Source organism: Rhizobium sp. Root708 (genome assembly GCF_001429725.1).
In the GTDB taxonomy this organism is placed as follows: Bacteria; Pseudomonadota; Alphaproteobacteria; order Rhizobiales; family Rhizobiaceae; genus Rhizobium.
In genome coordinates, this window is the sequence record NZ_LMHV01000034.1 from 106,352 (window position 1) to 130,011 (window position 23,660).

The window sequence follows — 23,660 nt, forward strand, 5'->3', positions numbered from 1 at the left end:
GAGATAATTGATGGTCCTGTTAGGAAGCAGCTTCTTCGCTTTCGAACATCTGCATCGGCTGGCCGGGCATGATGGTCGAGATCGCGTGCTTATACACGAGTTGCGAATGGCCGTCACGGCGAAGCAGAACGCAGAAATTGTCGAATGAGGTGACAACTCCGGTCAGCTTAACACCATTAATCAAGAAAATTGTCAGTGAAATCTTTTGTTTGCGAACAGTATTGAGAAATAAGTCCTGCAGATTCTGAGAACGTTCCGCCATCGCGCCGCTTCTTTCTTTATTGCCGGCTTCGTTTCGCCGGTGAAATACTAATCAACCTCGCCTGCAGGCAGCCGACAACCCTCATCCCATCTGCCCAGAAAGTCTTGGTATCAAATCGCAATCTTTTCCGCAACGTCGAAAAAAGCCTCCCGAATTTTCTGGGAGACGCTGCCTGGATGGCCGTTTGCAATTGTCTGGCTATCGATCGAGACCACCGGAAAGCAGATGCTGGTGGCAGCGGTAATGAAGACTTCGCGCGCCGCGAGCATTTCGGCGACCGAGAATTTTCGCTCCTCGATCTCCAGCCCGAGCTTGGCGCCGATATCGATCAGAGTCGTGCGCGTGATGCCGCGCAGGATGCCGTGTTCGGCGGGGCGCGTCACCAGCGTCCCGTCACGATCGACGATCCAGACATTGGTCGCCGCGCCTTCCTTCACCATGCCTTCGGCATCGACATAGATTGCTTCCTGGGCTCCCGCTTCCTTCGCCTGCTGACGCGCCATGGCATTCGGCAGGAGACCAACGGACTTGATATCGACCCGGTCCCAGCGATTGTCGGGAACGGTGATCGCCTTGATGCCGGTCGCATTCTTTCTGGCGATGATCGACGGATCCGTGCTCTTGGCGGTGATAACAAGCGAAGGCGGGGTCCCTTCGGCCGGGAAGACATGGTCGCGACGCGCGACACCTCGCGTGACCTGCAGATAGAAGAGGCCATTGCGGACCCGATTGCGTCGGACCGTTTCGCGGATAACGCCGGCCAGCGCCTTGCGGCTCATCGGCCATGCGATGCGCAGCTCGCCCAACGACCGCTCCAACCTGTTCAGATGCCGTGTCAGGTCAACGATATAGCCGTGCCTGATCTCGCAGACCTCGTAGACGCCATCGGCGAACTGATAGCCGCGGTCCTCGATGTGGACCATCGCGTTGGAGTGCGTGACATAGCGGCCGTTCACATAGGCTATTCGAGGCATTGCAGACCTGTATGTGGAGATGGAAGCGAGGAATGGAGAGCGGCGCGCAAACGCCGCCTCTGTATCAGACGCCGAGCGACTTCAGCTTGCGGTGAAGGGCCGAGCGCTCCATGCCGACGAACTCCGCCGTGCGCGAGATGTTGCCGCCGAAGCGGTTGATCTGCGCAATCAGATAGTCCTTCTCGAACATCTCGCGCGCTTCGCGAAGCGGCAGCGTCATGATGTGGTAGTCGTTCTTGGCCGAAACCTTCGGCAGCATATCGCCGAGGTCGGTCGGCAGCATATCGGCGGTAATCGGCGCATCCGGGCCATCGGACCGAGCAAGAATCATCAGCCGCTCGATGTTGTTGCGCAGCTGGCGAATGTTACCCGGCCAATCATGGGCCTGCAGGACGGCCATCGCGTCGTCGCCGATCCGGCGTGGACGGATACCGGCCTGTTCGGAGATCTGCCGCATCAGCTGATCGACCAGGAACGGGATGTCTTCGCGGCGCTCGGCCAGCGCCGGCACCTTGACCGGCACTACGGCGAGGCGATGATAGAGATCTTCGCGGAACCAGCCCTCCGCAATGCGGCTCTCGAGATTGTAGGCTGTCGACGACACGATGCGGACATCGACCTTCACCCGCTTGGAGCCGCCAACGCGCTCGAACTGCTGGTCAACGAGAACCCGCAGGATCTTGTTCTGTGTCTCGCGCGGCATTTCGCCGACTTCGTCGAGGTAGAGAATGCCTCGATGCGCCTCTTCCAGCGCGCCGATCTTACGCGCCTGACCAGGTCCGCCTTCTGTACCGAACAGCGCGATCTCCATCCGGTCAGGCGTGATGTTGGCGGCGTTCAACGCCACGAAGGGCCCGTTCGCACGCGTCGACTTCTTGTGAATCATGCGGGCGACGAGTTCCTTGCCGGAGCCCGACGAGCCGAAGATCATGATGCGGCTGTTGGTGGGAGATACCTTCTCGATCGTCTGACGCAGTTGCGAGACCGCCACCGACGTACCGATGAGTTCGACGGGGTCGCCGGCCTTGCGCTTCAGTTCGGACACTTCGCGTTTCAGCTTCGAGTTCTCAAGCGCACGTTCGGCGATCAGGATCAGCCGATCGGCCTTGAACGGCTTCTCGATGAAATCGAACGCGCCCCGCTTGATGGCGGAAACGGCAGTCTCGATGTTGCCGTGACCCGATATCATCACGATCGGAATATCCGGATGGCGTGTCTTGATCTCGTCCAGCAACGACAAGCCATCGAGCTTGCTGCCCTGCATCCAGATATCGAGAAAGATCAGCCGCGGCGCACGGTCGGAGATCGCCGCGAGAGCGCTATCGCTATCATGTGCGGTCCGGGTTTCATGCCCTTCATCGGAGAGAATGCCGGAGACAATCTCGCGGATGTCGTGCTCGTCATCGACGACCAGAATATCAGAGGCCATAAACACTTTCCTTGTCACTTGCGACCTGGGCCGAAGATGCGGTTTCCTGACGTGGCAGATGCACGCGGATCATCGCCCCTCGTCCCTGGTCGAAATCGGCGGGCGCATCGTGCAACTCGAGCTGCCCGCCATGTTCCTCAATAATCTTCTTCACGATCGCCAGACCGAGCCCTGTGCCCTTCTCGCGCATCGTCATATACGGTTCCAGAATGCCGTGACGGTTCTCGACCGGCAGGCCGCGACCGTTATCGACGACATCGACGGTAAAGCGGTCGCGCGCCTGATCGAGCGAGGCGCGGACGAGAATCTTTCGCTCGTCGCGTTCACCGCTCGGCACGGCTTCAATCGCTTCCACCGCATTCTTGATCAGATTGCCGAACGCCTGACCGAGCATCCGGCTGTCAAACTGCCCTTCCAGCGGCTGCTCGCCCAATTCCTGCAGGAAGGTAACGTGGCTGTTGCCCATCTCCCGCAGGAATACCGCGTCGTGCAGGATCTTGCGCAGGTCGCTCGGCTCCTTGATCGGCTTCGGCATCCGGGCGAAGGATGAGAACTCGTCCACCATGCGGCCGATGTCACCGACCTGCCGAACGATGGTTTCGGTGCATTGATCGAAAACGCTGCGGTCATCCTGATTGATCTGCTTGCCATAGCGGCGCTGGATGCGCTCTGCCGACAGCTGGATCGGGGTCAGCGGGTTCTTGATCTCGTGAGCAATACGGCGGGCGACATCGCCCCATGCCGTCGAGCGCTGGGCGATCACGAGATCGGTGATGTCATCGAGCGTGATGACATAGGACTCGCTCATGTCGCGAACTTCCTCGCGCGTCACCTGAACGCTCAGCGTCCGGACGGTACCGGCCCTGACAAGAGCGATCTGCTTGCGGAAGTCGCCGCGGTAGCGAGCGGCAGCTTCCGTCAGCACCTGATCAACCTCCGGCGCGATTTCGGAAAGCTGCATGCCAAGCATTTTCGACGCCGGCAGTGCCATCAGCGCCTCGGCGGAACTGTTGACGATGGTGATCCGGCGGTCGTGTTCGACACCGATGACCGAGGCGGTCACACCTGACAGCACCGCTTCGATAAAGCGGCGGCGGTCGTCCACCTCGTCCTTGGCTTCCAGGATCTCGTCACGCTGCGTGCGAATTTCGGAGATCATCTTGTTGAAGGTGCGCGACAGATTGGCGACGTCGCCATCGACGGCATGAACAGGAACGACGATGTCCATATTGCCGGAGGCGACACTGTCTGCCGCTGTGATCAGCAACCGGATCGGGCGTACGATACGGTCAGCCACGGCGATGGCCGTCCAGATGGCGGCGAGCAGAACGATCAGAGCAAAGCCGATGTAGAGAACCGCGAATGCGATCTGCAGTGAGAAGCGGCCCGCCTCCATGGATTTATATTCGGTGGCGTTCTCCTCCATCATCCGCATGGCGGTCATGACTTTGGGGTCAACAGCTCTCACCGTGTAGAGGAAAGCGCCGTCGATCGCCTCAAGCTTGATGATGGCACCGACGAGGTTCGTAACGCCCGGTGGAATGAGCGTCGGCTGGCCGGCAGAGGCCTTGTTCAGCGCATCCTGAGGTATGGCAGGCAGCGGTTTTTCCGTCTTGATATCAGCCTGGGTGATGACCGATCCATCCGACTTCACCAGGAAGGCGCCCAGAAGGCCGCGACCCCGCGCCTGGCGCGTCATCATGTCGGCAAAGCCGGTCCTGTCTAGGCTGAAGAGCTGGCGGTTACGCTCGAGGTCGTTCGCCATCGAGACGGTCTGACCCTGCAGGTAGCTGGCGTTCTCCATCATGTAGGCCTGCCCGATATTGCGGGACGAACTGATGATGGACTGGGTGCGCAGGGCGAACCAGCGGTCGAGGCCGGCGTTCAACGTGATACTGGCGAAAATCGCCACGAGGATCGCCGGCGTGATGGCGACGATCGAGAACAGGACAACGATACGGATATGGAGCCGCGCTGCCGCGCGGCCACGTCTGCGCGCCTTCAACAGCCGTGACACCTCACGGCCGATTAGCGCGATCAGGCCAAGCACGAAGAACGAGTTGATGACAACGGACGTGATGACAACCGGCGATGTCGGCGCGATTGGCGTGAGGCCGAGAAGGACGAATAGCGTCAGCGTGGCGCAGAGCAGCGCGCCGCCGGCCAGAACGAGACCCGGAAGAGCAAACAGCGCGCGACGATCGGTTACGGTCGTCACCGACTCGTCTTCCGACGGTACCGCTTCCTGTTTCATTGACCCATCTCCTAACGGCGGATCAACCGCCGCACCCCGCAAAGTGGGATCGGGCAACTGCACAGCCTCCTCGGCTCAAAGCAATTTTGAGCGAGAACCTCGGAGGCCGGACTAGTCGCAGGAACGCAACCCCTTGCGTGACTTATAAGCAACGCAATGTGGCGAAAATGCAACGCAGCTTGTCACATTGTCAAGCGCCACGGGAGCTTCTGTAGACGGAAACGCCAAGCTCCCGGATCTTCTTTCGCAGCGTATTGCGATTTAGACCGAGCAGATCGGCAGCCTTGATCTGGTTGCCACGCGTCGCGGTCAGCGCAGCCAGAATCAGCGGATACTCCATTTCCGTGAGAACTCGTTCATAAAGGCCGGGAGGCGGCAAATTCTCGCCGAAGCCTGCGAAATAAGTTCGCATGTTCTCTTCCACCGCCTGGGAGATGGTCATGTTGCCGTTCGGGATCGGGCCCTTCTCGATGGGGCTGTCGGGCACGTCGGAGCGAAGTTCCGCCTCGATGATTTCGCGGGAGATGACGTCCTGTGGATAAAGTGCCATCAAACGACGAATAAGGTTCTCAAGCTCGCGAACGTTACCCGGCCAAGCATATGCCTTCATGAGATCCAGCGCTTCCTGATCGAAACGCTTCGAGCCCAACCCTTCTTTTTCCGCCTGCTGGATGAAGTGGCGGACGAGGTCCGGAATATCCTCGGCGCGGTCGCGAAGAGGCGGCAAGCGAAGGGGCACTACGTTGAGGCGGTAATAGAGATCCTCGCGGAATAGCCCCTGGTTGATGGCCTGCTTCAGATCCTTGTTGGTGGCGGCAACGATGCGGACATCGGTACGGATCGGCGTGCGACCGCCGACGGTCGTGTATTCGCCCTGCTGCAGAACGCGCAGAAGGCGTGTCTGGGCGTCCATCGGCATGTCGCCGATTTCGTCCAGGAACAATGTGCCGCCCTCGGCCTGCTCGAAGCGACCCGTCGAGCGCGTCTGCGCGCCGGTAAAGGCGCCCTTCTCATGGCCGAAAAGCTCCGACTCGATCAGATCGCGCGGAATTGCCGCCATGTTGATGGCAACGAACGGGCCATTGCGCCGCTTGCCGTAATCATGGAGTGCGCGCGCAACCAGCTCCTTGCCGGTACCGGACTCGCCGGTAATCATCAGCGTCAGGTCGGTCTGCATGAGGCGCGCAAGAACGCGATAGATTTCCTGCATGGCGGCAGAGCGACCGACCAGTGGCATGCCATCCTGCATGTCTTCATCAAGCTTCGCCGGCTTGCGCTTTGGCTCAGCCAGCGCCCGGCCGATGATGCCGATCAGCTCCGTCAGGTCGAACGGCTTGGGGAGATAGTCATAAGCGCCTTTTTCCGAGGCCTTGATCGCCGTCATGAACGTGTTCTGCGCGCTCATCACCAGCACCGGCAGATCCGGCCTCGCCTTCTTGATGCGCGGCAAGAGATCGAAAGCATTTTCATCAGGCATCACGACATCGGTGACGACGAGGTCGCCCTCGCCCGCCGACACCCAACGCCACAGCGTCGCTGCATTCGAAGTAATGCGTACGTCATAGCCGGCACGGCTCAAGGCCTGATTAAGCACGGTACGAATTGCCGCATCATCATCTGCGACGAGGATCGTTGCTGTCATCTAGAAGGTCCTGTGGGAGTTTTGATTGTTGCGTCTTCAAACGACGCATCTTTGGAAGCAGGCATGAGAACACGGAACGTCGTGCGGTTGTTCTGGCTGTCGCACTCGATAATGCCGCCATGGTCACCAATGATCTTGGCGACAAGGGCGAGGCCCAGACCGCTGCCGTTGGTCTTCGTGGTAATAAATGGATCGAACAGGTGCGGCAGAAGATCGGACGGAACACCCGGGCCGTTGTCCTGCACGCAGAATTCCAGCGGCAACGAGATCTTCTCGCGCGTGCCTGCTACCGAGAGACGTATGCCTGGACGATAAGCCGTCGTCAGGACGATCTCACCGTCCGGCCGGTCGCCGATCGCTTCTGCGGCGTTCTTGACGAGATTGAGAAACACTTGGACGAGCTGATCGCGATTCGCATAAACGGAGGGCAGCGAAGGATCGTAGTTTTCTGTGATGCGCAAATGACGGGCAAACCCAGCCCTTGCCACAGCTTTCACATGATCGAGTACCGAATGAATGTTTACCGGCAACCGGTCGACGGGGCGCTCGTCCGAGAAAACTTCCATCCGGTCGACCAGCGAAACAATTCTGTCGGTTTCGTCGCAGATCAACCGTGTGAGCGCCCGGTCGTCATCGGCCGCCGACTGCTCGAGAAGCTGGGCCGCGCCGCGAATGCCTGACAGCGGGTTCTTGATTTCGTGCGCAAGCATGGAGGCAAGCCCGGTTACCGAACGAGCAGCCGCACGATGCGTCAGCTGACGGTCGATCTTGTCGGCCATCGAGCGCTCCTGGAAGACGATCACCACGCAGCCTGGCTCGCTGATAACAGGCGCGACGTAGATGTCGACCAGCTTGTCCTGCCCCAGGCGCGGCGAACTGAGGTCGACGCGATACTCGCTGATCGGCGCACGACGCTCGCGGACCTGGTCGATCAACGCAAGAAGCGGGCTTCCGAACGGAATGAAGGTTGAAATCTTGTAGCGGGCAAGATGCGAAGCGCTGGCGCCGAAGAAGGCCTCCGCTTCCCAGTTCGCAAAGGAAACAAGGCCTGCCTCGTTGACCATCACCACGGGGTTCTGAATGGCGTTTAGCACGGCCATGGCAACGGAACCGCTGCCCTGATCGGCAGAGAACGGCACATCGGACGTCATGCAGCCTCCTGCGTTCTTGTGTTCGATGCCGTGCGTGCGAAGGCATGTTCCAGACGGCCAATGACCTCTTTCTGGTCGCGCGCGGTCATGATCGCCGCCTTCTCATCCCCAGGCAGCCCCGGCGCAAATCGGTCTAGGTACCAGCCGAGATGCTTGCGTGCGTGCCTGACGGCAACCGCTTCGCCGTAGAACTCGATCATCATCCGGTAATGCTCGATGACGATCGCGGGAATGTCGGCCGCTGCCGGCGGTTTCGCGCCCGCGATGGCGCCGACGTGCCAGGCACGCCCCTGGCTGCCGCGTCCGATCATCACCGCGTCCGCTCCCGAGCGGCGCAATATTTCCTGCGCGTCCTGCACGGTTTCGACGTCGCCATTGGCAACGAGCGGCACGGAAGTAACGTCTCGAACGGCACGGATCGCGTCCCAATCGGCACGCCCCTCATAAAACTGCATACGTGTCCGACCATGGATGGTGATCAGCTGAACGCCGGCGTCTTCGGCACGCTTGGCGATATCAGGCGCATTCATCGAGTTCTCGTCCCAGCCCAGCCGCATCTTCAGCGTCACCGGCACGTCGACCGCCTTTACGGTCGCTTCGATCAGCTGAAGCGCATGGTCGGGGTCACGCATCAAGGCCGAGCCGGAATAGCCGCCGATGACCTTTTTAGCCGGGCATCCCATGTTGATGTCGATGATATCCGCGCCATGATCGGCAGCGATCTTTGCCGCCTCCGCCATCCAATGCGCCTCGCGCCCGGCAAGCTGGACCATGTGAGGCCGAAAACCTGCAGCCTCCAGCCGCGCCCATGATTCCGACGTGCTGTTGACGAGTTCGCGACTTGCCACCATCTCGGTCACGACGAGGCCGGCACCGTAGCGCCACGCCAGCTGGCGGAATGGCATATCCGTAACGCCGGACATGGGTGCCAGGACGACGCGATTACGAATACCTACATTTCCGATCCGCAGAGGGGATGCGAGGTCTATGTCAGACAATTGATTATCTTTCAGGCACGCCAAGTGGGTGCATTATTTTTAGACAGGTTTGAGAGGCTTGCCAAGAGGGGTGCGCTCGAATTGACATTTTTCGGGCAGATGCTGGAAATCGGTGCGCCAAGCCGTTAGAGCACCTTTGCAAAGCATTCCATTTTTCTGGGGATTTATGCCGCAAATGCATCAAAAGCAACCGATATCGGCGGGCATTGTCGTGGTTGCCGCCGGCCGTGGCGAGCGTGCAGGCGCGTCCGCTGAGGGCCCCAAACAATATCGTTCGATTGGCGGAAGGCCGGTCATCGCTCATACGCTCGACGTATTCCGGCGCTGGCCTTCGACCACCCACATCGTGGTGGTCATTCATCCCGACGACGAGATTCTGTTCGCAAACTCCTTGGACTTTGTGAAGGACGGGTCGGCTATCTCTACTGTTCATGGCGGGGCGACCCGCCAGCAGTCGGTGCTGGCGGGCTTGCGTGCCCTGAAGGACAAGGATGTGACCGACGTTCTCATCCACGATGCCGTCAGGCCGTTCGTTGACCTCGCTTTGCTAGAGCGGATTGCAGAGGCGCTTTCGGCCGGGACACCTGCCGTGCTACCGGCGATTCCTGTTGCGGATACGTTGAAGCGGTCGGACGAGAACGGCACCGTCGTTGACACCGTTCCGCGAACACGACTTTACGCGGCGCAGACACCCCAGTCCTTCAAGTACGGTACGATCCTCGCAGCCCACGAAGACGCGGCAGCGGCGGGGAAGACGGACTTTACCGATGACGCCGCAATCGCGGAGTGGGCCGGAATTCCGGTCAGAATCGTCGACGGCAGCGTCGACAATGTGAAACTCACAGTGAAGCGTGACATTGCAATGGCTGACGAACGACTTTCCATCACCGCCCTTCCGGATGTGCGCACCGGCAACGGTTACGACGTCCACCAGCTCGAACCTGGCGACGGCGTGACGCTCTGCGGCGTCTTCATTCCGCACGACCAGCAGCTGAAAGGTCACTCCGACGCGGACGTGGCCCTGCACGCATTGACGGACGCGCTGCTTGCGACCTGCGGCGCAGGCGACATCGGCGATCATTTTCCGCCATCGGATCCGCAGTGGAAGGGCGCGCCGTCACGCATCTTCATCGAGCATGCGGCAAAGATCGTACGCGACCGCGGCGGCACGATCATGAATGCCGACGTATCGCTGATCGCCGAGGCGCCGAAGGTCGGGCCGCATCGCGACGAGATGCGCGCCAAGCTGTCGGAGTTTCTCGGCATCACCATCGACCGCTGCTCGGTGAAGGCAACGACGAACGAGACGATCGGCTTCGTCGGTCGGCGCGAAGGTATCGCGGCGATCGCCACCGCAACGGTCGTTTATCGGAGCTTCTGAGATGAGCATCTTCCCCGACGACATCATCGCGCAGGCAGAGGCGATCATTCGCGACTTCGCAGCCGCAGGCGTGATGGTCTCGACGGCGGAATCCTGTACCGGCGGGCTGATTGCCGGCGCGTTGACCGAAATTTCAGGATCGTCTGCGGTCGTTGACCGAGGTTTCGTGACCTACACGAACACCGCCAAGATGGAGATGCTTGGCGTGCAGGAGGAAACGCTGATCCGGTTCGGCGCAGTCTCGGAAGAGACGGCGCGACAGATGGTGCATGGCGCCCTCTTCCGCTCCCGCGCGGCCGTCGCGGTCGCCGTCACCGGTATCGCAGGGCCTGGCGGTGGATCGGCGGAAAAGCCGGTCGGCCTCGTCCACCTCGCCGCGAAGTCTCGCGCGGGTGGGCTTATTCATCGGAAGATGCTCTATGGCGATATCGGTCGCGCTGAAGTGCGGCTTGCAACGATTAGAACCGCGCTCGGCATGATCCGGGAACTGGCTCAGCCGTAGATTTTCGTCGCCCGCGTTTCGAAGGCTTCCGAGAACATGCGGAAGGCGCGATCGAACATCGAGCCCATGACCGCGCCCAGGATGCGGCTCTTGAACTCGTAGTCGATGAAAAAGTGAACGTTGGAGCCTGTCGCCGTGTCCTCGAAACGCCAGCGATTATCGAGATAGCGGAACGGCCCGTCGATATACTTGACCTCGATGACGCGCTCCGCCCGGTTCAACAGTACCTGCGTCGCGAAGGTCTCGCGGATCGCCTTGTAGCCGACCGTCATGTCGGCGATCAGCAGAACCTTGCCGTCACGTTCCTTGCGGCTGCGAATGCTCAGCGCCTCGCAGAGCGGAAGGAATTGCGGGTAGCGCTCGACGTCGGCGACGAGGTCGAACATCTGATCGGCGGAATGCGGGACGGGGCGATGCGTTTCGAACTGAGGCATGACCGGCAGTTAAGTGGGAGCGCCGAGAAGATCAAGAAGATGGTGCACCTGCCGCCGGCTTTTCAGCTGAAAAACGGGGACATCAGGCGCGTGCTTGTCTAACCCGGCGATTACAAGCGGCGCAGACCGCTTCTCGAACGTCCAGATGTACGTCAGGAACTCGCGGTCAGGCAGGCGCTCCAGGCATCCGGGCGCCATGTCCGGCCGCGTTCTGCCGAAATGGAAGAATGCGCGCTTGCTGATACCCCACAGGCAGAGCCAGCGCGGCATGCGCACCCAGACAACGAACTCTACGCGCGGGACGCGAAGATCGAAGGTCGACGGACCGGTCCCGTCCATCAGCCAACGTTCGCCGGCGACAACCTCGGTGATCAGGCGACGCTCTTCTTCCTTAGAGCGCTTGACCCATCCCGGCAGCCAGAAGAACTCCTTGTCCATGGAGAAGTAAGGAAGATCGAGCCTGCGGCTGATCTTTCGCGACAAGGTGCTCTTGCCGCCGCCGGAGCAGCCGATGATCATGATCCGCGTGGACTGCCTGAGCAGGCCGGCGGCTTTCCGCGTATCCTCGATGTAAGCCGGCATTTCTCGTCGCCTCCGCAAACAAAAAGCCGCGGGAAAATCGCCGCGGCTTTCGAAAAATGCAAGCGCTCGTTGATTATTCAGCCGCGATAAGTTGCTTTTTCTCGCGCGCTGCCTTCAGACGCGCGAAATCGTCGCCGGCGTGGTGCGACGAACGGGTCAGCGGGCTCGAAGCCACCATCAGGAATCCCTTGGTGTAGGCAACAGTCTCGTAGGACTTGAATTCGTCAGGCGTGACGAAGCTCATGACCTTGTGATGCTTGCGGGTCGGCTGCAGGTACTGGCCGATGGTCAAGAAGTCGACGTCGGCGGTCCGCAGGTCGTCCATCAACTGCAGCACCTCGTTGCGCTCTTCACCGAGGCCAACCATGATGCCCGACTTGGTGAACATGGTGGGGTCCAGTTCCTTCACGCGCTGCAGCAGGCGGATGGAGTGGAAATAGCGGGCGCCCGGGCGAACGGTCAGGTAGTTGCCCGGCACGGTTTCCATGTTGTGGTTGAAGACGTCAGGCTTGGCCGCAACGACGCGCTCCAAGGCACCGGGCTTCTTGAGGAAGTCAGGTGTCAGGATCTCGATGGTGGTCGCGGGCGACGCAGCGCGGATCGCCCAGATGACCTTCTCGAAATGCTCGGCACCGCCGTCTTCCAGGTCGTCGCGGTCGACCGACGTAATGACCACGTGGCTGAGGCCCATTTGCTTGACGGCCTTGGCGACGTTCTCAGGCTCGGCCATATCGAGCGCATTCGGCTTGCCTGTCGAGACATTGCAGAATGCACAGGCGCGCGTACAGATCTCACCCATGATCATGAAGGTCGCGTGCTTCTTGTCCCAGCACTCGCCGATGTTGGGGCAGCCGGCTTCCTCGCAGACGGTGACGAGCTTGTGCTCCTTCACGATCGAGCGCGTCTCCGCATATCCCTTGGAGTTCGGCGCCTTGACGCGGATCCAATCCGGCTTGCGCATGACTTCCTGATCGGGCCGATGGGCCTTTTCCGGGTGCCGTACGCGCTTTTCAGCGTCTGGATTGATCCTGTCGAGAATAGTTACCATCAATAACCTGCCTTCAAACCGCCGGAAGCGGCCTCTTTCGTCAGCGTCTGACGAGTTTTGCCAGAAATAGCAAGATACAAGAGCCGATGAAACCCGTGACAAGGTAACCCAGCCAACCGCTGGCGACATAGATGTCTGCGCGGGCAAAGATCGCGCTGGCGATGACGGCGCCCACGATGCCGATGACAATGTTCATCAGAACGCCGAAGCGTATGCCTATCAGAATGCCCGCGAGCCACCCCGCCAAGCCGCCGACGATAATCGCCGTAATCCAGCCCACACCTTCCATCCCGTCCTATCCCCTCAAGCTATCGCCCTTGCGATCAACACCACGATAATGGCTCCGACCGTCGCGTGAATAATCTGCACCACGATCGCGCTGTCTATGCCCAGGTTGATCCCCAGCGCGTTGAAGAGGAAGCCTCCGACGAACGCGCCGATGATGCCGCTGAGCAGGCACCGTATCAATCCGCCTCCTCCGACGACCAGGCTGGCGAGGAACCCCGCCGCCAGGCCGATCAGGAGAAAGATAAGCAGTGCCTGCGTACCCATAGACATGATGATTTCCTTTCGCTTTTTCCAGTCCGGGATCGGATGGTATCCAATCCGTCATAGAGAGCGGCAAAGAAAATTATCAAGCGTTCAGGACGCGACCATAGGCATCCAGAACCGCTTCCTTCATGGTCTCGGAAACCGTCGGATGCGGGAAGATGGTGTGCATCAGTTCTTCTTCGGTCGTTTCCAGGTTCATGGCGACCACGAAGCCCTGGATGAGCTCGGTGACTTCAGCGCCGACCATGTGGGCGCCGAGCAGTTCGCCGGTCTTCTTGTCGAAGATCACCTTGCAGAGACCCTGGTCCTCACCGAGCGCAATCGCCTTGCCGTTGGCGGCAAAAGAGAAGCGGCCGACGCGGATGTCGCGACCGGATTCCTTGGCCTTGGCTTCCGTCAGACCAACAGAGGCGACCTGCGGGTTGCAATAGGTGCAGCCCGGGACCTTGCCCTTGTCGGTAGCGTGAACGTTCGGCAGGCCGGCGATCTTTTCGACGCAGACGACGCCTTCGTGCTCGGCCTTGTGGGCGAGCATCGGCGGGCCGGCGACGTCGCCGATGGCGTAGATGCCTGCAATATTGGTCTTGCCGTAGCCGTCGATGACGACGCAGCCGCGGTCAGTCTTGACGCCGACAGCTTCGAGGCCGAGGTTTTCGATGTTGCCCTGGACGCCGACGGCCGAGATCATGCGGTCGGCGACGATCTGCTGGACCTTGCCGTCAGCTGTCTCGACATGCGCGGTGATGCTGTCGGCGGCCTTCTCGACCTTGGTGATCTTGGCGCTGGTGATGATCTTCATGCCGCGCTTCTCGAGCTGCTTGCGCGCGATCGCGGTGACTTCGACGTCCTCGACCGGCATGATCGTCGCCATGACTTCGACGACGGTGACGTCAACGCCCATCGAGCGGTAGAAGCTCGCGAACTCGATGCCGATGGCGCCCGAGCCCATGACGATCAGCGACTTCGGCAGGGCTGCCGGCTTCATCGCCTCGAAATAGGTCCAGATCAGCTTGCCATCCGGCTCGATGCCCGGTAGCGCGCGCGGGCGGGCACCCGTCGCGATGATGATGTGCTTGGCGGTGTAGGTGCCCTCGCCCTTGACGTTCTTCGGAACCGGGTTCTGCGGCTCGACGACGGGCTTGGAGGACTTGCCAACGACGATTTCGCCCGGCTTGGTGATCTTGGCCTCGCCCCAGATCACATCGACCTTGTTCTTCTTCATCAGGAAGCCGACGCCGCCGTTGAGGCGAGCCGAGACGCCGCGTGAGCGGGCGACGACTGCCGTAACGTCAGGCTTGACGGTGCCTTCAAGAACGAGGCCGAAATCCTTGAAATGATTGGCGTGGTCGAGCACTTCTGCCGAACGCAGCAGCGCCTTGGTCGGGATGCAGCCCCAGTTCAGGCAGATGCCGCCCAGATGCTCGCGCTCGACGATCGCGGTCTTCAGACCGAGCTGGCTGGCGCGCACCGCGGCCACATAGCCGCCGGGACCGGAGCCGATGATGATGACGTCGTAATTCTCAGCCATGTTTTCCTGCCTTTGTTATCGGGCGTCGCGGGTGAGAAGCACCCACTCGTGTTTCCTGCCGTTTTCGAAAAAGGCCACGGCATCCGCGCGCGCCGCCTCCGAAAATCCATTCTTCTTGTAAAGCGCCAAAGCCGCTTCGTTGTACCCTGCGGTGATCAAGCTGACCGGCGCATTCTCAGCGCGCTCAATCTGATCCTCCAGAAGCCGTCGACCGATCCCGATGCCGCGCAAATGGCTATAGACACCGAGCGTTGCGATAAACCAGCTTCCCACCACCGTCTTCTGCAGATCGATCACCGGCTTCAGCGCCAGGCGATCCGCTTCGATATTCCGTATGCCTTCGCCAAGAGCATAGCCGATAGCGGTTCCCGCGATCTCGCCATAGGCCTCGGCAATCACCGCGTCGCTCCAGTTGCCTTGCCCCTGATCGCCGCGCAGCTTCTGCCGTCCTCGCTCCATCGGCGTATCGCCGCCACCGTTTCCGAGCTCCGAGAGCCATAGCCAGGAGGCGAAACCATGCGATGCGATGTCCGTGAGCAAAGCCAACTCCGTCGCATCTTCCCGCGTCGCGGAACGAAGCGAAACGAAGGATCCCATCCTCAAAGCCCCAGCATCATCCGCACAGTCGATTCCATGCCGCGCCCGAGAGCGCGGGTATTGTCCGCGTCGAGATGGATGCCATCGACCGGTGTCGTCTTCGCTACCGAGTTGCCGTCGAAGAAGCCGCAGCCGAGCTCGTCCGCGAGATCGCGATAGAGGGTCGCAAGCTTCGCCGACTCCTCGATGCCACCGACGAACGACGCCGCAAACGGCACATTCGCCGTCTCGCGGATTTTCGGCGGCGCGACGATCAGAATGTCCGGCCCGTCGAATTCGAAGGGCCAGGCATGATTGCGGATCAGGCGCACCAGCCGCGCAATGCCCTGGCAAGCGGCGAATGCCGATCCGGCCACGACATTCTTCATGTCGTTGGTGCCGAGCAGGAGAATGACGAGATCGAGCGGCGCATGCGTCTGCAGGATGGTCGGCAGGATGCGTGCACCGTTGCGGTCGCAATCGGCGAGATGGTCGTCGAAAGCGGTGGTCCGACCGTTCAACCCTTCAACGATCATCCTGACATCGTTGCCAAGTGCCGCCTGAAGCGCACTTGGCCAACGATCCTTGTAGGCATGACGTCCGATCGTATCGGCGTCATAGCCCCAAGTCAGCGAGTCACCATAGCAAAGAACGGTCTTCGTCATTTCCGCCTCCGCTCCGGTCTCAGACGAGCATGCCCATCGGATTTTCGATGTAGCCCTTGAACGCCTGCAGCAGTTCCGCACCAAGCGCGCCGTCGACGCAGCGATGGTCGGTCGACAGCGTGACGCTCATCACGGTGGCGATGACCATTTCGCCCTTGCGGACGATGACACGCTGCTCGCCTGCGCCGACCGCGAGGATCGTCGCATGCGGCGGATTGATGACGGCGGCGAAGTTCTTCACGCCCATCATGCCCATGTTCGAGACCGACGTGGTACCGCCCTGGAACTCTTCCGGCTTCAGCTTGCGATCCTTGGCACGCTTGCCGAGGTCGCGCATCTCGTTGGAGATGACCGACAGGGTCTTTTCCTCAGCCTTGCGGACGATCGGGGTGATCAGGCCGCCAGGAATCGAGACAGCAACGCCGACATCGGCGTGCTTGTGCTTGACCATGTTGGCTTCGGTCCAGGAGACGTTGGCATCCGGAACATCGCGCAGCGCCAGTGCCATGGCCTTGATGACCATGTCGTTGACGGAGATCTTGTAGGCAGCGCCACCATCCTTGCGGGGTGCGGCGTCGTTGAGCTGCGCGCGCAGGGCCATCAGCGCATCGAGTTCGCAATCGACGGTGACGTAGAAGTGCGGCACGGTCTGCTTGGATTCGACGAGGCGCTTGGCGATGATCTTGCGCATGCCGTCATGCGGCACGAGTTCGTAGGAGCCCTGTTCGAACAGCTTGAGAACAGACTCGTCGGAAGCGCCCTTAGGTGCAGCGGCCGGAGCCTGTGCTGCGGCCTGCGGTGCAGCCGCAGCCGGGGCGGCCTTGGTGCCACCACCAGCGACGGCGGCTTCGACGTCGCTCTTGACGACGCGACCATGCGGGCCGGAGCCGGCGACAGCTGCGAGATCGATACCGGCTTCCTTCGCCAGACGACGCGCGAGCGGCGAGGAGAAGGTGCGGTTTCCGCCCGTTGAAGCAGCAGCAGGCGCTGCAGCCGGTGCCGGAGCAGCCTCCGCAGCCGGAGCGGCTTCAGTCTTTGCCTCGGCCTTCGGCGCTTCGGCAGCCTTCGGCGCCGGAGCGGCAGAGACCGCGCTGCTTGCGGCAGCGGAAACATCTTCGCCTTCGGCAGCAAGTACGGCGATCAAGGCATTGACCTTGACGCCTTCCGTACCAGCCGGAACGACGAGCTTGGCAACGGTGCCCTCATCGACGGCTTCGACTTCCATCGTCGCCTTGTCGGTTTCGATTTCCGCAATGATGTCGCCTGACTTGACCGTGTCGCCTTCCTTGACGAGCCACTTGGCCAGGTTGCCTTCTTCCATCGTCGGAGAGAGGGCAGGCATCGTGATGTTGATAGGCATCGAAATACCCTCCCCTTGTTACTTGTAGCAAACGGCCTTCACGGCATCGACGACTTCGGCAACACTCGGAAGCGCAAGCTTTTCGAGGTTTGCGGCGTAAGGCATCGGAACGTCCTTGCCGGCGATCGTAAGAACCGGCGCGTCGAGATAGTCGAAGGCCTGCTGCATGACGCGGGTGGCAATTTCGGTGCCGACCGAGTTCTGCGGGTAGCCTTCCTCGACGGTGACGAGGCGGCCGGTCTTCTTGACCGATTCGATTACGGTCGGAAGATCCATCGGACGCAGCGTACGCAGGTCGATCAACTCGGCATCGATGCCGATCTTCTCGAGTTCGGCGACAGCCTTGGTGGCATAGGTCATGCCGATGCCGAAGGAGACGATCGTGACATCCTTGCCCGGACGGTGGATACGGGCCTTGCCGATCGGCAGAACGAAATTATCCAGCTTCGGCACATCGAAGTGCTGACCGTAGAGGATTTCGTTTTCGAGGAAGACGACCGGGTTCGGATCGCGGATCGCGGCCTTGAGCAGGCCCTTGGCGTCGGATGCCGTGTAGGGCATGACGACCTTGAGACCCGGGATCTGGCTATACCAAGCCGAGTAGTCCTGGCTGTGCTGAGCGCCGACGCGGGCAGCGGCGCCGTTCGGGCCGCGGAACACGATCGGAGCGCCCATCTGGCCGCCGGACATATAGAGCGTCTTGGCAGCGGAGTTGATGATCTGGTCGATCGCCTGCATGGCGAAGTTGAAGGTCATGAACTCGACGATCGGCTTCAGACCGGACATGGCAGCACCGACGCCGACGCCGGCAAAACCGTGCTCGGTGATCGGGGTGTCGATGACGCGGCGGGCGCCGAATTCCTGCAGCAGACCCTGGGTGACCTTGTAGGCGCCCTGGTATTCGGCCACTTCCTCGCCCATGACGAAGACGTTGTCGTCGGCGCGCATTTCCTCGGCCATGGCGTCGCGAAGCGCTTCGCGAACGGTCATGGAGACCATTTCGGTGCCGGCCGGGATTTCAGGATCGTTCGGAACCTGAGCCTTGGGCTCGGCCGGAACACGAGCGGCGGCAGCGGCTGGCGCTTCGGCAGCCTTCGGCGCTTCGGCGGCGGCCGGTGCGGTAGCGGCAGGTGCAGCCGAGATGTCGGATGCGGATTCGCCGTCCTGCAGGAGAACAGCGATCTTGGCGTTCACCTTGACGCCTTCGGTTCCAGCCGGAACCAGAAGCTTGCCGATGACGCCTTCGTCGACGGCTTCGACTTCCATCGTCGCCTTGTCGGTTTCGATTTCAGCAATGATGTCGCCGGAGGTGACCTTGTCGCCCTCCTGCTTGAGCCACTTGGACAGCGTGCCTTCTTCCATCGTCGGAGAGAGGGCGGGCATGAGAATATCGATTGGCATGGGTCTACCCTCCCCGATTACAGAAGAATGTCGGTGTAGAGCTCGGATGCATCCGGCTCCGGTGCGGCCTGGGCGAAGTCGGCGCTATCGGCGACGATGTCGCGAACGTCCTTGTCGACCGCCTTGAGATCGTCCTCGCTGGCCCAGCCCTTTTCGATGAGGCGTGCCTTGACCTGCTCGATCGGATCCTGCTCGGAGCGCATCTTCTGCACTTCTTCCTTGGAGCGATACTTAGCCGGGTCGGACATGGAGTGACCGCGATACCGATAGGTCAGCATTTCGAGAATGATCGGGCCCTTGCCGGAACGGCAATGCTCGAGTGCCTCGTCGGCAGCAGCCTTGACAGCGCGAACATCCATGCCGTCGACTTGGACGCCGGGAATGCCGAAGCCGGAACCGCGCAGCGAGTAATTCGACTGCGCCGTGGCGCGGGCCGTGGACGYGCCCATGGCGTAACGGTTGTTCTCGATGATGTAGATGATCGGGAGCTTCCAGAGAGCCGCCATGTTGAAGCTCTCGTAGACCTGGCCCTGGTTTGCAGCACCGTCGCCGAAATAGGCGATCGAGACGCTGTCATTGCCACGGTAGCGGTTTGCGAAGGCAAGACCGGTGCCTAGCGACACCTGGGCGCCGACGATGCCGTGACCGCCGTAGAAATGCTTCTCCTTGGAGAACATGTGCATCGAGCCGCCCTTGCCACGCGAGTAGCCGTCAATGCGGCCGGTCAGCTCGGCCATGACGCCGCGGGCGCTCATGCCGGTTGCCAGCATGTGACCGTGGTCGCGGTAAGCGGTGATGACCTGGTCGCCTTCCTTCTGCGCCATCTGCATGCCGACGACGACAGCTTCCTGGCCAATGTAGAGGTGACAGAAACCACCGATGAAACCCATGCCGTAAAGCTGGCCGGCCTTCTCCTCGAAGCGGCGGATAAGCAGCATCTCGCGATAGGCCTTCAGCTCCTCGTCGCGATCGAAATCGGCGACGGGGCCGCCATTCGATGCCTTAGCTGCTGGTTTCGCGCTGGTCTTGCGGCTGGAAACGGTCGCGTTTTTTCGCGGCGCCATTCAACCCTCCCTATGGGTTTATCGGTTCTTAGGTGGCGCGTACCATAGGGAAGAAATTTCGCCACAGCAATGCCATAAATGCATGGCTCGTATTCGGCGTTAAGTCACTGATAAATATACGATTATTTCGATTAACTGAATTTCGGTTAATTTGAATAGTGATTGAATATGACGACTTCATCGGGACGAGAAACATTGAGCTGAAGACGCGCTTTTTCGTCCAGCATATCCCTGTCCATCGAACCGTCGCTCAGCAACGCAACCTGCTTTTCAAGATGCTCGCGCTTGCCTTTCAGAACCGCCAACTCCCTTTCACGCGCAATCCGCTGGCGCTCGAACCCTTCGGTTGCCCGCAGACCGTAATCGCCATGAATGCAATGATAGCCGAAGTAGGAAAGAAAGGCGACCGTCATGGCTGGAACCACGAAACGACCGATCTTTTTCTTCTTGTGATGCTTTGTCCACATAAACGCACGCTCGAACGCATTACCTCGATGCATGCAAGAGTAGCGGGTAGAGATTAACTGTCCGTTGACTATGAAAAATCAGGCACAAAAAACCCGCGCCTTCAAAAGACGCGGGTCCAAGCGTTGAAATCAGGCGCGATTAGCCGCGAAGGATGGAGCGGCCGGCGTACTGGGCCTGCGGGCCGAGGCCCTCCTCGATGCGGATCAGCTGGTTGTACTTGGCAAGACGATCCGAGCGCGACAACGAGCCGGTCTTGATCTGACCGCAGTTGGTCGCGACAGCGAGATCGGCGATCGTCGAATCTTCGGTTTCACCCGAACGGTGCGACATGACGGCGGTGTAGGCTGCCTTGTGCGCAGTGTTGACGGCATCAAGCGTTTCCGTCAGCGAGCCGATCTGGTTGACCTTGATGAGGATCGAGTTGGCGACACCCATCTTGATACCATCGCGCAGGCGAGCCGAGTTGGTGACGAAGAGATCGTCGCCGACCAGCTGAACCTTCTTGCCGGCCAGATCGGTGAGAGCCTTCCAGCCATCCCAATCGTCTTCAGCCATGCCGTCTTCGATCGAGATGATCGGGTACTGGGCAGCGAGCTGCGCCAGATATTCAGCCATGGCGCCCGGCTCCAGCGTGCGGCCTTCGCCTTCGAGAACGTACTTGCCGTCCTTGAAGAATTCGGTCGAGGCGCAGTCGAGGCCGAGGTGGATGTCTTCGCCGGGCTTGTAGCCGGCTTTCTCGATCGACTTCATGATGAAGTCGAGGGCTTCAGGGGCGCTCTTCAGGCCGGGTGCGAAACCGCCTTCGTCGCCGACGTTGGTGTTGTGACCCTGAGCCGACAGTTCCTTCTTAAGGACGTGGAAAACTTCCGAGCCCATGCGAACGGCTTCGCGGATGGAATCAGCCCCAACCGGCAGGATCATGAATTCCTGGAAGTCGATCGGGTTATCGGCGTGCGCGCCGCCGTTGATAATGTTCATCATCGGGACCGGCAGCAGGTGAGCGGAAGCGCCACCGACGTAGCGGTAGAGCGGCAGGCCGGCAGCCTGGGCGGCAGCCTTGGCAACAGCAAGCGATACGCCGAGGATGGCGTTGGCGCCGAGGCGCGACTTGTTCGGCGTGCCGTCCAATTCGATCATGATGTTGTCGATCTGGATCTGGTTTTCAGCATCGATGCCGCCGATGGCGTCGAAGATTTCCGTGTTGGCGGCTTCGACAGCCTTTTCGACACCCTTGCCGAGGTAGCGCTTGCCACCGTCGCGGAGTTCGACGGCTTCATGCGCGCCTGTCGACGCGCCCGACGGAACCGCCGCGCGGCCCATGCTGCCATCTTCCAGATAGACATCGACTTCGACGGTGGGGTTGCCACGGCTGTCGAGAATCTCGCGGGCGATAATGTCGGTAATTGCGGTCATCGGCTTTTCCTGCTTGAGGGTGGATAAATCGTTTGAAATCCGTCTTAGTCGAAGATGCGCAAATTACAATGGCGCTTTGCGCTTGCTTCGCAGCGATATGAGTGCGTGGCCTATTACACGAACATGTCAGTCTTTTGAACGTCAGCCTTTCGCGATCGCGTCGAAGGCCAGGAGCTTTTCGAGAAGCCTCGGCATATCCTTGAGATAGACCATGTTCGGACCGTCGGACGGCGCGTTGTCAGGATCTTCGTGCGTCTCGACGAACACACCGGCGACGCCGACGGCAACGGCCGCGCGCGCCAGCGTCTCGACGTATTCGCGCTGACCACCGCTCGACCCGCCCTGCCCGCCCGGCTGCTGCACCGAATGGGTGGCATCGAACACTACAGGAGCGCCAAGGCCCGCCATGATCGGCAGCGAACGCATATCCGATACCAGCGTGTTATAGCCGAAGGAGGCGCCGCGCTCGCAAAGCAGGATGTTCGGGTTGCCGCTGTCGTTGAGCTTGGCAAGCACGTTCTTCATGTCCCAGGGAGCCAGGAACTGGCCCTTCTTGACGTTGATGGTGCGGCCGGTCTTGGCGGCAGCGACCAACAGGTCGGTTTGACGGCTGAGGAAGGCCGGAATCTGCAGGATGTCGACGACAGTCGCCACCTCGGCACACTGCTCTTCGGTGTGAATGTCAGTCAAAACGGGAAAGCCGTATTCCTTCTTGAGATCGGCGAAGACTTCAAGCGCAGTCTCCAGGCCGATGCCGCGCTGGGCGGAGAGCGACGTGCGGTTCGCCTTGTCGAAGGACGACTTGTAGACGAGGCCGATGCCGAGCTTGTCGCAGAGTTCCTTCAGCACGCCGGCGATCATGAACGCATGCTCGCGGCTTTCCATCTGGCAAGGCCCAGCGATCAGGGATAGCTTGCCGGCATTGGAAAAGGAGACGTGGCCGGCGCCTTCGCCAACCACGACTTCGGAATTTGTCTGGCTCATCGTTTCTCCTCGAAGGCGAAGAGCGCGCCCTGCCCGGGCGCAGCCTTCACCAGAATTCGATTGTTCTTGCGCGTGTAGGTCATCCCGTTAGCAGCCAAATGCGCTTCTGTCACGGCGAGATCGCCAACCGTGAAGACGACCGCAACGCCCCGCAGGCCCCGATCGGCGGCGGGAGCATCAAGATCGAAATAGGCGTCGAGCCCATCCGGCGAAAGAATGCAAACCCGAGCGCTCGGCGCCATCACACTGATCCCGAACGCGTCTTCGCGCGCGGCGCCGCAGCCCGACACATGTCGCATGAAGAGCGAAAACGCCTTCGGATCGGGCGCCGTCAACACAATATCGGCAATGCCTGTGACACCGTTACCGTGCGTTTCCAACGTCTTGCGGTCGGCGGGCAAGGGGTTCACCCGCTGGCAGGTAAACAGGAAGAAATCCGGCGCCCGCAAATCGGCGGCAAAGGCAAGGCGGAAGGCAGCAGTCGTTTCGGTACCATCCGGCATCTTCATCGGACGAGAGAACTGGAGCATGTCGCCGCCGCTGATCTTGTCGGCGAGAAACCGGGCATGATCGCGGTCCGCATCGGGCGTACCGAGAACGACAGCGGACATGCCCTCATCGCCGCAGCGAAAACGGAATGCGCGATCACGAGACGTGAAGACATTCCCCTTCTTCAGCGAGGTCTCGTAAATATCGGTATCCCCAATACCGAGTGGTTCGAGATATGTTTTGTCGGCGAAGAAAACGCAGGCGTTTTCCGTCCCGAACGGATGGCTGGCATCCGCCGCCACGGTAAAACCAAGTTTACCAAGGCGTTCACGGGCGAGATCGATATTGGCCACCGGCAGGACGATGTGATCGAGAGGATGGGCTTCACTCACAGGCAGATCCTCCTTCTAAGACCAGCGTCGGTGTGCGCCTGATGGCAAAACAATGCAACAGGCTTCGATGTCCCGCAAATGAAATGAAAAAACACGACAAGTCCGACGCAA

General features: G+C 60.5%; 24 protein-coding genes. 2 read left to right on the forward strand and 22 right to left on the reverse strand.

Annotated elements, in window-relative coordinates:
* Positions 1-19: 19 nt before the first annotated feature.
* The 7 genes from hfq to dusB form a co-directional block, all read right to left on the reverse strand.
* Positions 20-262, reverse strand: a complete 243-nt coding sequence (gene hfq / locus ASE04_RS17535) for an RNA chaperone Hfq (RefSeq protein ID WP_003539403.1) — start codon at positions 260-262, stop codon at positions 20-22.
* 110 nt (positions 263-372) lie between these two features.
* On the reverse strand, positions 373-1,236 hold the full coding sequence (locus tag ASE04_RS17540; RefSeq protein ID WP_056819556.1) for a D-amino-acid transaminase: 864 nt from the start codon (positions 1,234-1,236) through the stop codon (positions 373-375).
* A 64-nt stretch (positions 1,237-1,300) separates the two neighbouring features.
* Entirely contained in the window at positions 1,301-2,665 is a 1,365-nt protein-coding gene (ntrX, locus tag ASE04_RS17545) for a nitrogen assimilation response regulator NtrX (protein ID WP_056819558.1), read from the reverse strand.
* Positions 2,655-4,919 (reverse strand): sensor histidine kinase NtrY-like, encoded by a 2,265-nt coding sequence (locus tag ASE04_RS17550; RefSeq protein ID WP_056819563.1) that lies wholly within the window; start codon positions 4,917-4,919, stop codon positions 2,655-2,657. Before ASE04_RS17550 ends, ntrX begins: the two co-directional genes overlap by 11 nt.
* A gap of 190 nt (positions 4,920-5,109) precedes the next feature.
* Positions 5,110-6,561: a nitrogen regulation protein NR(I) gene (gene ntrC / locus ASE04_RS17555; protein WP_056819565.1), complete on the reverse strand. Its 1,452-nt coding sequence runs from the start codon at positions 6,559-6,561 to the stop codon at positions 5,110-5,112.
* The gene (locus ASE04_RS17560) at positions 6,558-7,712 is read right to left on the reverse strand and encodes a two-component system sensor histidine kinase NtrB (protein ID WP_056819568.1); all 1,155 of its coding nucleotides are present in this window, start codon (positions 7,710-7,712) and stop codon (positions 6,558-6,560) included. Before ASE04_RS17560 ends, ntrC begins: the two co-directional genes overlap by 4 nt.
* Complete coding sequence (gene dusB, locus ASE04_RS17565; protein ID WP_056819571.1) at positions 7,709-8,734, reverse strand: tRNA dihydrouridine synthase DusB; 1,026 nt, start codon at positions 8,732-8,734, stop codon at positions 7,709-7,711. Before dusB ends, ASE04_RS17560 begins: the two co-directional genes overlap by 4 nt.
* A 142-nt stretch (positions 8,735-8,876) precedes the next feature.
* Between dusB and ASE04_RS17570 the strand changes: the two genes are divergently transcribed.
* A complete protein-coding gene (locus tag ASE04_RS17570; RefSeq protein WP_056819575.1) occupies positions 8,877-10,091 on the forward strand; it encodes a bifunctional 2-C-methyl-D-erythritol 4-phosphate cytidylyltransferase/2-C-methyl-D-erythritol 2,4-cyclodiphosphate synthase in 1,215 nt (404 codons plus the stop codon).
* A 1-nt stretch (position 10,092) separates the two neighbouring features.
* The gene (locus ASE04_RS17575; RefSeq protein ID WP_056819578.1) at positions 10,093-10,593 is read left to right on the forward strand and encodes a CinA family protein; all 501 of its coding nucleotides are present in this window, start codon (positions 10,093-10,095) and stop codon (positions 10,591-10,593) included.
* Here ASE04_RS17575 and ASE04_RS17580 read toward each other — a convergent pair.
* The 15 genes from ASE04_RS17580 to ASE04_RS17650 all read right to left on the reverse strand — a co-directional run bounded on the left by ASE04_RS17580 (position 10,584) and on the right by ASE04_RS17650 (position 23,549).
* The gene (locus ASE04_RS17580) at positions 10,584-11,027 is read right to left on the reverse strand and encodes a type II toxin-antitoxin system RatA family toxin (RefSeq protein WP_056819583.1); all 444 of its coding nucleotides are present in this window, start codon (positions 11,025-11,027) and stop codon (positions 10,584-10,586) included. The genes ASE04_RS17575 and ASE04_RS17580 overlap by 10 nt on opposite strands.
* Before the next feature lie 9 nt (positions 11,028-11,036).
* On the reverse strand, positions 11,037-11,609 hold the full coding sequence (locus ASE04_RS17585) for an AAA family ATPase (RefSeq protein ID WP_056819586.1): 573 nt from the start codon (positions 11,607-11,609) through the stop codon (positions 11,037-11,039).
* A gap of 73 nt (positions 11,610-11,682) precedes the next feature.
* Entirely contained in the window at positions 11,683-12,657 is a 975-nt protein-coding gene (gene lipA / locus ASE04_RS17590) for a lipoyl synthase (RefSeq protein WP_056819589.1), read from the reverse strand.
* Between the two features lie 40 nt (positions 12,658-12,697).
* Positions 12,698-12,946 carry a GlsB/YeaQ/YmgE family stress response membrane protein gene (locus tag ASE04_RS17595; RefSeq protein ID WP_056819592.1) on the reverse strand — a complete coding sequence of 83 codons (249 nt, stop codon included), beginning with the start codon at positions 12,944-12,946 and terminating at the stop codon, positions 12,698-12,700.
* Between the two features lie 14 nt (positions 12,947-12,960).
* Complete coding sequence (locus ASE04_RS17600) at positions 12,961-13,215, reverse strand: GlsB/YeaQ/YmgE family stress response membrane protein (protein ID WP_056819595.1); 255 nt, start codon at positions 13,213-13,215, stop codon at positions 12,961-12,963.
* 76 nt (positions 13,216-13,291) lie between these two features.
* On the reverse strand, positions 13,292-14,737 hold the full coding sequence (gene lpdA, locus ASE04_RS17605; protein WP_056819598.1) for a dihydrolipoyl dehydrogenase: 1,446 nt from the start codon (positions 14,735-14,737) through the stop codon (positions 13,292-13,294).
* Positions 14,738-14,752: 15 nt separating this feature from the next.
* The gene (locus ASE04_RS17610; protein WP_056819601.1) at positions 14,753-15,334 is read right to left on the reverse strand and encodes a GNAT family N-acetyltransferase; all 582 of its coding nucleotides are present in this window, start codon (positions 15,332-15,334) and stop codon (positions 14,753-14,755) included.
* A 2-nt stretch (positions 15,335-15,336) separates the two neighbouring features.
* Entirely contained in the window at positions 15,337-15,978 is a 642-nt protein-coding gene (locus tag ASE04_RS17615) for an SGNH/GDSL hydrolase family protein (RefSeq protein WP_056819604.1), read from the reverse strand.
* Between the two features lie 19 nt (positions 15,979-15,997).
* A complete protein-coding gene (locus tag ASE04_RS17620) occupies positions 15,998-17,338 on the reverse strand; it encodes a pyruvate dehydrogenase complex dihydrolipoamide acetyltransferase (RefSeq protein ID WP_056819607.1) in 1,341 nt (446 codons plus the stop codon).
* A gap of 18 nt (positions 17,339-17,356) precedes the next feature.
* On the reverse strand, positions 17,357-18,739 hold the full coding sequence (locus ASE04_RS17625) for a pyruvate dehydrogenase complex E1 component subunit beta (RefSeq protein WP_056819610.1): 1,383 nt from the start codon (positions 18,737-18,739) through the stop codon (positions 17,357-17,359).
* A 17-nt stretch (positions 18,740-18,756) separates the two neighbouring features.
* Positions 18,757-19,803, reverse strand: coding sequence for a pyruvate dehydrogenase (acetyl-transferring) E1 component subunit alpha (pdhA, locus tag ASE04_RS17630; RefSeq protein ID WP_056819613.1), 1,047 nt, complete (start codon positions 19,801-19,803; stop codon positions 18,757-18,759).
* Between the two features lie 146 nt (positions 19,804-19,949).
* Positions 19,950-20,270, reverse strand: coding sequence for an FtsB family cell division protein (locus ASE04_RS17635; RefSeq protein ID WP_056819615.1), 321 nt, complete (start codon positions 20,268-20,270; stop codon positions 19,950-19,952).
* 139 nt (positions 20,271-20,409) lie between these two features.
* Entirely contained in the window at positions 20,410-21,684 is a 1,275-nt protein-coding gene (gene eno, locus ASE04_RS17640; protein ID WP_056819618.1) for a phosphopyruvate hydratase, read from the reverse strand.
* A 141-nt stretch (positions 21,685-21,825) separates the two neighbouring features.
* Positions 21,826-22,668 carry a 3-deoxy-8-phosphooctulonate synthase gene (gene kdsA, locus ASE04_RS17645; RefSeq protein WP_056819621.1) on the reverse strand — a complete coding sequence of 281 codons (843 nt, stop codon included), beginning with the start codon at positions 22,666-22,668 and terminating at the stop codon, positions 21,826-21,828.
* Entirely contained in the window at positions 22,665-23,549 is an 885-nt protein-coding gene (locus ASE04_RS17650; RefSeq protein ID WP_056819624.1) for a VOC family protein, read from the reverse strand. The genes kdsA and ASE04_RS17650 overlap by 4 nt, the downstream gene beginning before the upstream one ends.
* Between the last annotated feature and the right edge of the window lie 111 nt (positions 23,550-23,660).

Excerpts from the sequence above, each read along its gene's own strand:
- ASE04_RS17560 (WP_056819568.1), bottom strand. The coding sequence starts at position 7,712 with ATGACGTCCGATGTGCCGTTCTCTGCCGATCAGGGCAGCGGTTCCGTT.
- ntrX (WP_056819558.1), bottom strand. The coding sequence starts at position 2,665 with ATGGCCTCTGATATTCTGGTCGTCGATGACGAGCACGACATCCGCGAG.
- kdsA (WP_056819621.1), bottom strand. The coding sequence starts at position 22,668 with ATGAGCCAGACAAATTCCGAAGTCGTGGTTGGCGAAGGCGCCGGCCAC.
- ASE04_RS17550 (WP_056819563.1), bottom strand. The coding sequence starts at position 4,919 with ATGAAACAGGAAGCGGTACCGTCGGAAGACGAGTCGGTGACGACCGTA.
- ASE04_RS17540 (WP_056819556.1), bottom strand. The coding sequence starts at position 1,236 with ATGCCTCGAATAGCCTATGTGAACGGCCGCTATGTCACGCACTCCAAC.
- ASE04_RS17600 (WP_056819595.1), bottom strand. The coding sequence starts at position 13,215 with ATGTCTATGGGTACGCAGGCACTGCTTATCTTTCTCCTGATCGGCCTG.
- ASE04_RS17580 (WP_056819583.1), bottom strand. The coding sequence starts at position 11,027 with ATGCCTCAGTTCGAAACGCATCGCCCCGTCCCGCATTCCGCCGATCAG.
- ASE04_RS17620 (WP_056819607.1), bottom strand. The coding sequence starts at position 17,338 with ATGCCTATCAACATCACGATGCCTGCCCTCTCTCCGACGATGGAAGAA.
- ntrC (WP_056819565.1), bottom strand. The coding sequence starts at position 6,561 with ATGACAGCAACGATCCTCGTCGCAGATGATGATGCGGCAATTCGTACC.
- ASE04_RS17585 (WP_056819586.1), bottom strand. The coding sequence starts at position 11,609 with ATGCCGGCTTACATCGAGGATACGCGGAAAGCCGCCGGCCTGCTCAGG.
- ASE04_RS17635 (WP_056819615.1), bottom strand. The coding sequence starts at position 20,270 with ATGTGGACAAAGCATCACAAGAAGAAAAAGATCGGTCGTTTCGTGGTT.
- ASE04_RS17610 (WP_056819601.1), bottom strand. The coding sequence starts at position 15,334 with ATGGGATCCTTCGTTTCGCTTCGTTCCGCGACGCGGGAAGATGCGACG.
- eno (WP_056819618.1), bottom strand. The coding sequence starts at position 21,684 with ATGACCGCAATTACCGACATTATCGCCCGCGAGATTCTCGACAGCCGT.
- ASE04_RS17575 (WP_056819578.1), top strand. The coding sequence starts at position 10,093 with ATGAGCATCTTCCCCGACGACATCATCGCGCAGGCAGAGGCGATCATT.
- lpdA (WP_056819598.1), bottom strand. The coding sequence starts at position 14,737 with ATGGCTGAGAATTACGACGTCATCATCATCGGCTCCGGTCCCGGCGGC.
- lipA (WP_056819589.1), bottom strand. The coding sequence starts at position 12,657 with ATGGTAACTATTCTCGACAGGATCAATCCAGACGCTGAAAAGCGCGTA.
- hfq (WP_003539403.1), bottom strand. The coding sequence starts at position 262 with ATGGCGGAACGTTCTCAGAATCTGCAGGACTTATTTCTCAATACTGTT.
- ASE04_RS17615 (WP_056819604.1), bottom strand. The coding sequence starts at position 15,978 with ATGACGAAGACCGTTCTTTGCTATGGTGACTCGCTGACTTGGGGCTAT.
- ASE04_RS17625 (WP_056819610.1), bottom strand. The coding sequence starts at position 18,739 with ATGCCAATCGATATTCTCATGCCCGCCCTCTCTCCGACGATGGAAGAA.
- ASE04_RS17570 (WP_056819575.1), top strand. The coding sequence starts at position 8,877 with ATGCCGCAAATGCATCAAAAGCAACCGATATCGGCGGGCATTGTCGTG.
- ASE04_RS17595 (WP_056819592.1), bottom strand. The coding sequence starts at position 12,946 with ATGGAAGGTGTGGGCTGGATTACGGCGATTATCGTCGGCGGCTTGGCG.